This window comes from Streptomyces sp. NPDC017936 (genome assembly GCF_044328485.1).
Classification (GTDB): domain Bacteria; phylum Actinomycetota; class Actinomycetes; order Streptomycetales; family Streptomycetaceae; genus Streptomyces.
In genome coordinates, this window is record NZ_JBIRHK010000002.1 from 97146 (window position 1) to 108133 (window position 10988).

The 10988-nt window shown below is 73.3% G+C and carries 8 protein-coding genes; 5 read left to right on the top strand and 3 right to left on the bottom strand.

The genetic code is table 11. The features are described from left to right. Positions 1–192 precede the first annotated feature (192 nt). The 3 genes from ACH4F6_RS04020 to ACH4F6_RS04030 form a co-directional block, all read right to left on the bottom strand. Positions 193–1395: a cytochrome P450 gene (locus ACH4F6_RS04020; RefSeq protein ID WP_397958299.1), complete on the bottom strand. Its 1203-nt coding sequence runs from the start codon at positions 1393–1395 to the stop codon at positions 193–195. A gap of 15 nt (positions 1396–1410) precedes the next feature. Continuing rightward, positions 1411–2574, bottom strand: coding sequence for an acyltransferase family protein (locus ACH4F6_RS04025; protein ID WP_397958300.1), 1164 nt, complete (start codon positions 2572–2574; stop codon positions 1411–1413). Between the two features lie 166 nt (positions 2575–2740). Beyond that, on the bottom strand, positions 2741–3439 hold the full coding sequence (locus ACH4F6_RS04030; RefSeq protein WP_397958301.1) for a LuxR C-terminal-related transcriptional regulator: 699 nt from the start codon (positions 3437–3439) through the stop codon (positions 2741–2743). Positions 3440–3702: 263 nt separating this feature from the next. Here ACH4F6_RS04030 and hutH point away from each other — a divergent pair, with 263 nt between their 5' ends. The 5 genes from hutH (at position 3703) to ACH4F6_RS04055 (ending at position 10978) form a co-directional block, all read left to right on the top strand. Continuing rightward, positions 3703–5358: a histidine ammonia-lyase gene (gene hutH / locus ACH4F6_RS04035; RefSeq protein ID WP_397958302.1), complete on the top strand. Its 1656-nt coding sequence runs from the start codon at positions 3703–3705 to the stop codon at positions 5356–5358. Then, the gene (locus tag ACH4F6_RS04040) at positions 5342–6775 is read left to right on the top strand and encodes a phenylacetate--CoA ligase family protein (RefSeq protein WP_397958303.1); all 1434 of its coding nucleotides are present in this window, start codon (positions 5342–5344) and stop codon (positions 6773–6775) included. Before hutH ends, ACH4F6_RS04040 begins: the two co-directional genes overlap by 17 nt. 13 nt (positions 6776–6788) lie before the next feature. Then, positions 6789–8624, top strand: coding sequence for an asparagine synthase (glutamine-hydrolyzing) (asnB, locus tag ACH4F6_RS04045; protein WP_397958304.1), 1836 nt, complete (start codon positions 6789–6791; stop codon positions 8622–8624). A gap of 171 nt (positions 8625–8795) precedes the next feature. After that, complete coding sequence (locus ACH4F6_RS04050; protein WP_397958305.1) at positions 8796–9779, top strand: carbohydrate kinase family protein; 984 nt, start codon at positions 8796–8798, stop codon at positions 9777–9779. A 155-nt stretch (positions 9780–9934) separates the two neighbouring features. Then, positions 9935–10978, top strand: coding sequence for a carbohydrate kinase family protein (locus ACH4F6_RS04055; protein ID WP_397958306.1), 1044 nt, complete (start codon positions 9935–9937; stop codon positions 10976–10978). Positions 10979–10988 lie beyond the last annotated feature (10 nt).

The window sequence follows — 10988 nt, forward strand, 5'->3', positions numbered from 1 at the left end:
GAATGTTTTTCCCACTACTTTCCTTGAACCAACTGTAACGGGTTCATGTGACCGACACATACCGGAAGGTTCACGGGGTGCCGGCGCGCCAGGATCCGCGGACGGAACCGGAGCCGGCGCGGGCCGCGAGCACGGCGGGCCGGGGCACGCCCGATCCGCGCCCCGACCCGTCCGGTCACCGCCTCGCGGCCGTCACCACTCCACGGGCAGCGCCCTCGGGCGCAGGGTCAGCAGTCCGCCCAGCCACTCCACCTGCTCCGGCGCCACGGCGAGCCGCAGCGAGGGCAGCCGCCGGGCGAGCGTGCCGAACGCGGCCTGGAGCTCCACGCGCGCGACCCCGGCTCCCGGGCAGTAGTGGTGGCCCTGCCCGAAGGCGAGGTGGGCGACGTCGGTACGGGCGAGATCCAGCGTCTCGGGGTCGGAGACGTGGCGCACGTCCCGGCCGGCCGCGTGCATCACCGGGATGACGCCTTCGCCCTTGGCGACCTTGGTGCCCGCCAGCTCCACCTCCTCGGTGGCGATCCGCATGAAGCCGATCTCGGACGGGGGCGCGTAGCGCAGCAGTTCCTCGGTGGCGCCCGGCAGCAGTTCGGGCTCGTCGACGAGGCGCTGCCACTGCTCGGGGTGGCGCAGCAGCTGGAACAGGGCGCGCGAGATGGCGCTGACGGTGGTGTCGTGGCCCGCGACCAGCAGGTTGATGCCGAGCCACACCAGCTCGCGCTCGTTGAGCCGGTCGTCGTCGTCCCGGGCGCTGATCAGGGTGCTCAGCAGATCGTCGCCGGGCTGCTCGCGGTGTCTGGCGACGAGTCCCGCGACGTACGCGGCGGACTCCTCGCGCGCGGAGAGCCGTTCCTCGGGGGTGTGCGCGGTGATGCTGACCAGCCGGTCGGTCCAGGTCTGGAGCTTCTCGCGGTCCTCGACGGGGGCGCCGACCATCTCGCAGATGACCCAGACCGGCAGCACGGCCGCGAAGTCGTGGTGCAGGTCCGCCGGGCGCGGGCCTTCGATCAGCCGGTCGATCAGTTCGTCGGCGATCTCGACGATCCTGGCCCGCCACAGCTCGGCCTTGCGCGGGGTGAAGGCGGGGGAGATCAGCCGGCGCAGCCGGGAGTGGTCGGGGCCCTCCTGGTTGAGGAGGTTGTAGGGGTTGTCCGAGAAGTCCTCCCCGCTGACGGTGCGCACGGCCCCGGGGTCGCGCAGCGCGGCCCGCGACAGGCGGCGGTCGGACATCGCGGCGACCACCTCGTCGTAGCCGGTCACCATCCACGCGGTGTCGCCGCTGGGCAGCCTCACGCGGGTGACCGGGCACTTGGCGCGCAGCTCGGAGTACTCCTCGGGGGGCTCGCCGAGCGGACCGAGGGGGAACGGGTACTGGGGGAGCGTGTCGTCGGCCATGGCGGCGGTTCCCTTTCAGACGGTCGGGGTGGACGTGGCCTTCGAGGCCGGGGGAGCCGGGAGGGGCGCGGGTGCGGACCGGGAGCGGCCGAAGCGGCGCATCGCGGGGCGTTCGACCAGGACGTGCAGGGCCCACGACAGCAGCAGGGACAGCGCGAACGCGGCCACGAGCAGACCGATCGCGCTCGGTGCGGACCAGGCGCGGCCGGAGCCGAGCAGACGGTGGCCGTGCTGGAGGAGCAGCCGGTGGACGAGGTAGAAGGCGAAGGACCACTCGCCGAGGCGGACGGCGGCCGGGTGGGCGAGCAGCGATCCCTCGCCCCGTGCGTCGCGCTGGGCGACGGCCGCGATGAGCAGGCCGAGGGGGAGCACGGTCACGCTGGTCAGGCCGTACAGGAAGGGCAGCCGCAACGAGACGGCGTACGCGATGAGGACCAGTGCGGCGGCGGGCAGCACGGGGACCGGGATCCTGCGGCCGGACAGCAGGATGCGGGCCAGCAGGACGCCGAGGAGGAATTCGAGCAGGCGGCCCACCGGAAGGACGTAGACGAACCAGAACTGCCGGACGGAGCCGGAGCCGAACGGCAGCGGCGGGGTGGACGGCAGCAGCTCCGAGACGACCGGGAGCAGCGGGACGAGCAGGGCCGTGACCAGCGCCCACACCCACAGGCGGGCGGGGTCGACGCGCCGTACGAGGCGCAGCAGGAACGGGAAGAGGAGGTAGAAGAAGACCTCGCAGGACAGCGACCAGCTGACGTCGTTGAGGTTCGAGAAGACCGCGCGGTCGGGGAACCAGGTGTGCACCAGGAGGAGGTTGGGGACCGCCTGGTAGGCGGTGGCGGGGGTGCCGGCGGCGGCCAGCAGGAGCAGGGCGGCGGCCCAGGTGACGACGTGCAGCGGGTAGACCTTGGCGGCGCGTCGGCGCCAGAAGGCGGGCGCGGTGTCCTGCGGGCGGGCGGACCAGGTCAGGACGAAGCCGCTGAGGACGAAGAAGAAGCTCACGCCGAGCCAGCCGGCGTTGGCCACGGCGTCCGCGTAGTTCTTCCGGAGGCCGGCGTCGGCGAAGGGGGCCTCCAGGGAGGCGTGGAAGGCGAAGACGAACAGAACGGCGACGAAGCGCAGGCCCGTCAGCGACGGGAGCCGGGAGAGGCCGGGTGACCTGCGCGGATCCGTGGTCATGAAGGCGCTCCGGATCTAGAAGCCAATATTCCAATGTTCGCTAATAATCGAATCATAGGTCGAACTGGTCCCTCCCGTGAACGAGTCGGCCCTTCCGGGGGCGGGGTGAGGGGGGTACCGGAGCCGCCGCGGCGGCGGGCCCCGGCGGCCCGTTCCCAGGGATGTCTCACGCCGCGTTCTCGAGGGTCTGGCGGGCGTGGGCGACCGCCTGCAGGCGGCTCTTCACCCCGAGTTTCCGCAGGATGTTGGAAACGTGGAACTTGACCGTCTTCTGGCTCAGGCAACAGGCCTCGGCTATCTCCGCGTTGGAGCGTCCCGCCGTGATGTGGGAGAAGATCTCCCGCTCGCGGGCGGTGAGGCGCTCCAGCGGCGAGGCGGTTCCGGGGGTGAAGAACGGCAGGTGCGGCAGGATGCCGTCGATGATGCGGACCGCGATGCCGTGCGGCAGGAAGACCTCGTCCCGCGCGGTCGACTGCACCGCGCCCACCAGGTCGTCCAGCGGTGCGTCGTGGCAGACGAAGGCGCGCACGCCGAGCTGGAGATAGGCGACGATCCGCTCGATCAGCGGGTCGCGCATGACCAGCACCACCCCGGCCGGCTGCCGGGCGGGGGCCGCGACCCGGCGCGGGCTCACGGCCGCCAGCACGTCCTCGGGTGCTAAGTGGGGTCGGTCCTCGGCGAGCAGGACGTCGGCCTGCGGCCGGGCGTCGCGCCCGTCCGGCCCGGGTCGCGGCCGGCCGACCAGGCGGATGCCCGGCGCCGAGTCGAGGGCCGCGGCGATCCCGGCGGTGAGGATCGACTGGGTTTTCGGAGTGGCCACGTGGATGGCTGTGGTGATGTGGTTGCTCGTGTCGCAGTCGATCATGATTCCCCCTGTGGATGACTACATGGAGCGTCGACGACTACATGGGGCCGCGCACCGGGCGGCAACCGCCCGATGCTATCCCGATAACCGTTTGCGCTTCAATGATTTCCAGCCAGACATATTTCTGTAACAAGCGCATCCACAGCCCCACACCTCCTGGACTTTGGTCGGGGTGGAGAACTGGTCGGGCGGCAGAAGCCCGGGGCGCGGCCGATCACCGAGGCTGGGTGTATGCCGAATCGAATCACGCCGGAGGTTCTCCCGTGACTGCCCCGACCGTGACCGCCCCGGCTCACGGCGCGGAAATCCCGCTCGACGGCCGCTCCCTCACCCTCCCCGACGTCGTCCGCCTCGCCCGCCCGCCGCAGGGCGGCGCCCCCACGGTCGCCGTCCTCGGTCCCGAGGCCCGCGCCGCGGCCGAGGCCAGCGTGGCGCTGCGGGACCGGCTCATCGCCGACCGCAAACCCGTCTACGGCGTCACCACCGGCTTCGGGGACAGCGTCACCAGCCAGATCAGCCCCGAGCGCGCCGCCCACCTGCAACGCAACCTCATCCGCTACCACCTCAACGGCACCGGCCCCGACGCCGCGCCCGACGTCGTCCGCGCCACCCTCCTGATCCGCGCCAACGCCCTCGCCCGCGGCAACTCCGGGATCCGCCCCGAGGTCATCGACAGCCTGCTGGCCCACCTCGCCTCCGACCTCCTGCCCCGCGTCCCCGAACGCGGCTCGCTCGGCGCCAGCGGCGACCTCGTCCCGCTGTGCTACGTCGCCTCCGTGCTCCTCGGCGACGGCGACGTCCGCTGGGGCAAGCGGACCCTGCCCGCGGCCGAGGCACAGGCCGAGGCCGGGCTCACCCCCCTCACCCTCCAGGCCAAGGAGGGCCTCGCCCTCATCAACGGCACCTCCTTCACCTCGGCGTTCGCCGTCCTCGCCGCGCACGACGCGGCCACCCTCGCCGGCGCCGCCGAGATCGTCACCGCGTTCGTCAGCGAGGCCCTCCGCGGCAACGCCTCCCACTTCGCCGCGTTCCTCCACGAGGCCAAGCCGCACCCCGGCCAGCTCGCCGTCGCCGAGCGCCTGCGCCGTCTCACCGCGGGCTCCCGCCTCTCCACGACGTACGAGGAGATCCTCGCCGCCACCGACCCCCTCACCGGCGACCACCGCCACCTCGAACGCCGCATCCAGGACCACTACTCGGTGCGCTGCGCCCCGCACGTCATCGGCGTCCTGCACGACACCCTCGACTGGGCCGGACGCTGGCTCACCACCGAGATCAACGCCTCCACCGACAACCCCCTCTTCTCCGTCGACGACGAACAGGCCCACCACGGCGGCAACTTCTACGCCGGACACGTCGCCCAGGCCATGGACAGCGTCAAGGTCGCCACCGCGAGCGTCGCCGACCTCCTCGACCGGCAGCTCGCGCTCCTCGTCGACCCCAAGTTCAGCGCCGGCCTGCCCGCCAACCTCGTCCCGCCCTCCCTCGACGGCGAGGCCGGACTCCACCACGGCTTCAAGGGCATGCAGATCGCCGCGTCCGCGATCACCGCCGAAGCCCTGAAGACCGCCAACCCGGCGAGCGTGTTCTCCCGCTCCACCGAGGCGCACAACCAGGACAAGGTGAGCATGGGCACCATCGCCGCCCGGGACGCGCGCACCGTCAACGAACTCACCGGCCAGGTCGCCGCGATCGCCCTCCTCGCCGGCGCCCAGGCCCTCGACCTGCGCGGCGTCGAGCACGCCGCCCCCGCCGTCCGCCGCGTCCACCGCCTGCTGCGCGCCCACGTCCCCTTCACCGACGGCGACCGGCGCATGGACGGCGACATCGCGGCCGTCCACGACCTCATCCTCGACGGCAGTCTGGCCCGCGCGGCCGACCACCCCACCGACAAGGACCCCGATGCTGCTGCTCCGTGAGACCACCGCCGAAGAAGCGCTGCGCGCCGCCGCCCGCGACCACGCCGGACTCGTCCGCGACAGCCACACCGGCGTCGTGGAACCCGCCGCACTCGGCCGGAAGTTCACCGCGACCGTCGAAGCGGCCCTCGGCTCGGGACTCTACGGCCGGGACACCCTCACCGCGGTCGCCGAGAAGGCGCGGCAGGCCGACCCCGAGACCGTCGTCGCCGACCTGCTGCCCCGACTGCCGTTCCTGCCCAAGCAGAGCCTCAGCACCGGCGGCCACAAGGCGTTCACCCGGGACCTGTCGGAGTTCCTGCACTACTACGAGTCCTCCGGCACCACCGGCAACCCCGTCGCCGCGCCCAAGGCCCTCGACGACCTCGTCGTCAACACCATCAACATCGGCGAGCAGTGGGCCCGCATCCTCGACCGCGCCGACCGCGCCCTCATCCTCATCAACGCCCCCTTCGCCCCGGCCGCCTACCAGTTCGAGAAGGTCCTCGAATACCTCCAGGTCCTCTCGCTGCGGCCCTGGGTCGACAACATCACCGGCGACTACACCCGCGTCCTGCGCCTGACCCGGGAACTCGGCGTCAACGTCTTCGTCGGACCGCCCTCCCGGCTCCTGGAGATGGTCCAGTTCGCCTACCGCAACGACGAGCCCGTCCCCGCCTTCGACAAGCTCCTGCTGATGGCCGAACAGACCGGCCCCGGCTTCGTCCGCCACCTCGAACGCCTCACCGGCGCCACCGCCTACGTCGCCGCCTACGGCTCCTCCGAGACCGGCACCACCGCCGTCACCTGCGAGGAGGGCAACCTCCACCTCCAGACGCAGAGCTACGTCCTGGAACTCACCGACGACACCGGCACCCGCTTCGTCGACGGCGGCCCCGACCGGGGCGAACTCGTCGTCACCACCCTCGACATGAGCGCCCGCCCCCTGCTGCGCTACCGCACCGGAGACCTCGTCGAGATCCCCGGCACCCCCTGCCCGTGCGGCGTCGCCACCCCGCTGCTGCGCACCCTCGGCCGCTCCCAGGACCTCATCGCCCTGGAGGGCAACGGCATCCGGCAGAACGACTTCGAGGCCGCCCTGTGGCCCGAGGAGCACACCGGGCCCACCGTCCTCAACTACATGCTCGTCATCCGCGGCCGGGCCGTCGTCTGCCTCGCCACCACCGACGTCACCGTCGACGACGCCTGGACCCGGGCCACCGCCGACCGCGTCGCCCCGCTCTTCGGCGGCTACGAACTCGCCCTGCGGCCCGTGGAGAAGCTGCCCCCGCTCGCCTCCCTCGGCCAGTACCTCGGCTGGAAGCTCTCCCGCGTCCTCGACCTCAACGACGCCCGTAACCGGGACCGCCTCCCCGACCCCATCCGGGGCGTGGTCGAGACCACCCTCGCCGACATCGACGCCACCCCCGGACAGTGAGGAGTCCACGACCATGTGCGGCATCACCGGCTGGCTGGACTGGGAACGCGACCTGACCGCCGAGGTCGCCGTCCTCTCCCGGATGACACAGACCCTCACACCGCGCGGCCCCGACGACGCCGGCGTGTGGACCGCGCCCCGCATCGGCCTCGGCCACCGCAGACTCGCCGTCATCGACGTCGACCACGGCCGGCAGCCCATGAGCCTGCGCGGCGCCGACGACGACCGCGAACTCGCCGTGGTCTCCTTCAGCGGCGAGATCCACAACTTCCGCGAACTGCGCGCCGACCTCGCCGCCGAGGGCCACCGCTTCCGCACCGGCACCGACACCGAGGTGCTGCTCGCCGCCCACCACCGGTGGGGCGAGGACGCCGTCACCCGCTTCGCCGGCATGTTCGCCTACGCCCTCTGGGACGTCGTCCGGCAGACGCTGTGGCTGGTGCGCGACCCGCTCGGCGTGAAGCCCCTCTACTACGCCGAGCACGCCACCGGCGTCATCTTCGGCTCCGAGCCCAAGGCCCTGTTCGCCAGCGGGCAGGTCGCCGCCGAGGTCGACGCCGAAGGGCTCGTCGACGTCTTCACCGTCGCCGCCAAGCGCCCCGGCGACGCCGTGTTCCGCACCATGAGCGAGGTCGGACCCGGCCACGTCGTCCGCTTCGACCGCGCCGGACGCCACGACCACCGGTACTGGCAGGTGCGCAGCGCCCCCCACGAGGACGACGTCCCCACCACCGTCGCCCGGGTCCGCGAACTCCTCGGCCGCGCCGTCACCGAACAGATCCTCGCCGACGTGCCGCTCGGCTCCCTGCTCTCCGGCGGCATCGACTCCAGTGCCATCACCGCCCTCGGCGCGGACGCCCTCGCCGACGCCGGACTCGGTCCGCTCGCCACCTACTCCGTCGACTTCGCGGGCAGCGAGGAGGAGTTCACCGCCGACGCCCTGCACGACTCCCGCGACGCCCCCTTCGTCAAAGCCGTCGTCGGACACCTCGGCACCGCCCACACCGAGGTCCTCGTCGAGCCCGCCGCGCTCCTCGAGGAGTCCCGCACCACCCTGCGCGCCCGCGACATCCCCGGCGTCGGCGACCTCGACGTCTCCCTGTACCTCCTCTTCCGCGAGGTCCGCCGCCACCTCACCGTCGCCCTGTCCGGCGAGGGCGCCGACGACGCCTTCGGCGGCTACCCCTGGTTCGTCTCCGAGACCCGGCAGCCCACCGACTCCTTCCCCTGGTCGGCAGGCGTCCAGAACCGCAACGCCGTCCTGTCCGCGCAGCTCAAACCCCACCTCGACCTGCACGCGCGCCTCGACGACCGCTACCGCGAGGCCCTCGCCGAAGTCCCCCGCCTCGACGGCGAGACCGGCACCGACCGGCGGATGCGCGAGGTCTACTACCTCCAGCTCACCCGGTTCCTGCCGTTCCTCCTCGACCGCAAGGACCGCATGAGCATGGCCAACGGTCTCGAAGTGCGCGTCCCGTTCTGCGACCACCGCCTCGTCGACTACGTGTGGAACGTGCCCTGGCAGGTCAAACGCCTCGGCGACCAGGAGAAGGGCCTGCTGCGCGCCGCCGTCGAGGACCTGCTGCCCCACGAGGTCGTCCACCGGCCCAAGAGCGGCTTCCCCGTCGGCAAGGGCGACGCCTACCTCCAGTCCGTGCGCGACGCCGTCTCCGCCATGGTCGCCGACCCCGCCTCGCCCGCCATGGAGCTCCTCGACGCGGGCACCCTGCGCGCCATGGTCGACAACAAGGACTGGTTCAACGGCGCCTTCACCCCGCCGCCCGTCCTGCCCCGCGCCCTCCAGCTCGACGCCTGGCTGCGCGACTACAAGGTGCGCGTGGTCCTGTGAACGACGCTGCGAACCGACCTGCGCACGGTGCCGCGAACCGACCGCAAGGAGCCGAACGCCCCGTGAAGAAAAGCCTGTTCACCTCGGAGTCCGTCACCGGGGGCCACGCCGGCCCCACCGGGGAGCGCACCGACCGGGTCGCCGCCCTGCGGACCGCAGCGGGGGTGTGAGGTGCGCATCGCGGTCACCGGCTCGATCGCCACCGACCACCTCACCCACTTCCCCGGCCGCTTCACCGACCAGCTCGTCCCCGACCGGCTGGACCGCGTCTCCCTCTCCTTCCTCGTCGACGAGCTCCACGTCCGGCGCGGCGGCGTCGCCGCCAACATCGCCTTCGGCCTGGGGCAACTGGGCCTGCGCCCGCTCCTCGTCGGCGCGGTCGGCCAGGACTTCGACGAGTACGACGCGCTGCTCACCCGGCACGGCGTCGACACCGGCGCCGTCCACCGCTCCCGCACCCGGCACACCGCACGCTTCCAGTGCGTCACGGACGACGCGGGCAACCAGATCGCCTCCTTCTACGCCGGCGCCATGAGCGAGGCCGCCACGATCGACATCGCCGGCGTCGCCCGCCGCGCCGGCGGCCTCGGCCTCGTCCTCGTCGGCGCCGACGACCCCGACGCCATGCTCCGGCACACCGAGGGGTGCCGCCGCGCCGGACTCACCTTCGCCGCCGACCCCTCCCAGCAGCTCGCCCGCCTCACCGGCGACGCCGTCCGCACCCTGGTGACCGGCTCCTCGTACCTCTTCACCAACGAGTACGAGAGCGGGCTGCTGCTGCACAAGACCGGCTGGAGCGCCGCCGACGTCCTCGCCCGCACCGGCACCTGGATCACCACCCTCGGCGAGAAGGGCGTCCTCGTCCGGCGGCGCGGCGAACCCGACACCGAGATCGCCGCCCTCACCGTCGCCGAGCCCCGCGACCCCACCGGCGTCGGCGACGGCTTCCGCGCCGGGTTCCTCGCCGCCCTCGGCCACGGCCTGCCCCCGGCCCGCGCGGCCCAGCTCGGCTGCGCGGTCGCCGCGCACGTCCTCGAAGCGGTCGGCGCCCAGGAGTACCGGCTCGACCTGCCCGGCCTGCTCGCCCGCTGCGCCGCCGCCTACGGGACCGAAGCGCGCGAGGACCTCGCCGGACGCCTCGGAGGGACCCCGTGACCGCACCGGACGGGGTACGCCGCCTCCTCGGCCGGGGCGCACCCGGCCCGCGTTCATCACCCTCGACCGCGCCCCCGCCGCCCTCGACGTCCACCGCGCCCTCGGCCCGCCCGAACCCCGCCGCGCCCCCGCGGCCGCAGGCGAAGGAGCCCGCCATGGCACCGCCCGAACCCGACTGCGACGTCTACGTCGTCGGCACCGTCTTCCAGGACATCGTCTTCACCGGCCTCGACGGCGCCCCCGTCACCGGCGCCGAGTCCTGGGCCCGGGGCATGGCGTGCAGCCCCGGCGGCGTCGCCAGCACCGCGACCGCGCTCGCCCGCCTCGGCCTGCGCACCGCTCTGCGCGCCGCCTTCGGCGACGACGCCTACGGCGACCGCTGCTGGGCCGACCTCGAGAGCGAAGGCGTCGACCTCTCCCGCTCCCGCAGGCCCCCCGGCTGGCACTCCCCGGTCACCGTCTCCCTCGCCTACGACGGCGAACGCACCCTCGTCACCCACGGCCACGACGCCCCCGCCGAGGACCACCGGCCCGCCCCGCCCCGCAGCCGCGCCTGCGTCACCGGACTCTCCCCCGGCCAGGACACCTCCTGGATCCGCTCCGCCGCCGGCCACGGCAGCCTCGTCCTCGCCGACGCCGGCTGGGACCCCACCGGCCGCTGGACCCTCGCCGACCTCGACGGACTCGACCACTGCCACGCCTTCGTGCCCAACGCCGCCGAAGCCCTCCGCTGGACCCGCACCGACAGCCCCCGCGCCGCCGCCCGTGCCCTCGCCGAGGTCGTCCCGGTCGCCGTCGTCACCACGGGCGCGCACGGCGCCGTCGCCTGCGACGCCCGCACCGGTACCGAGGCGACCGCACCCGCCGTGACCGTCGACGCCCTCGACCCGACCGGCGCCGGCGACGTCTTCCTCGCCGGATTCGTCTTCGCGACGCTCGCCGACTGGCCGCTCGCCGACCGGCTCGCCTTCGCCAACCTGTGCGCCGCGCTCTCCGTCGCCGGGTTCGGCGGCGCCCACGCGGCACCCGGCTGGCCCGACCTCGTCCGCTGGCACGGCGCGCTCGACGACCCCGGACTGCTGCGCCGCTACGGCTTCCTGACCGCCCCGGCCACGAGCGCCCCGCCGGCCTCGCCGCGCCGCGCGGTCCCCACCATCGGATTCCGGGGAGCCGGACCCACACCCGCCGGCCGACGCTGACCCCCTCTCG

Excerpts from the sequence above, each read along its gene's own strand:
- ACH4F6_RS04020 (WP_397958299.1), bottom strand. The coding sequence starts at position 1,395 with ATGGCCGACGACACGCTCCCCCAGTACCCGTTCCCCCTCGGTCCGCTC.
- ACH4F6_RS04025 (WP_397958300.1), bottom strand. The coding sequence starts at position 2,574 with ATGACCACGGATCCGCGCAGGTCACCCGGCCTCTCCCGGCTCCCGTCG.
- ACH4F6_RS04030 (WP_397958301.1), bottom strand. The coding sequence starts at position 3,439 with ATGATCGACTGCGACACGAGCAACCACATCACCACAGCCATCCACGTG.
- ACH4F6_RS04040 (WP_397958303.1), top strand. The coding sequence starts at position 5,342 with ATGCTGCTGCTCCGTGAGACCACCGCCGAAGAAGCGCTGCGCGCCGCC.
- asnB (WP_397958304.1), top strand. The coding sequence starts at position 6,789 with ATGTGCGGCATCACCGGCTGGCTGGACTGGGAACGCGACCTGACCGCC.
- ACH4F6_RS04055 (WP_397958306.1), top strand. The coding sequence starts at position 9,935 with ATGGCACCGCCCGAACCCGACTGCGACGTCTACGTCGTCGGCACCGTC.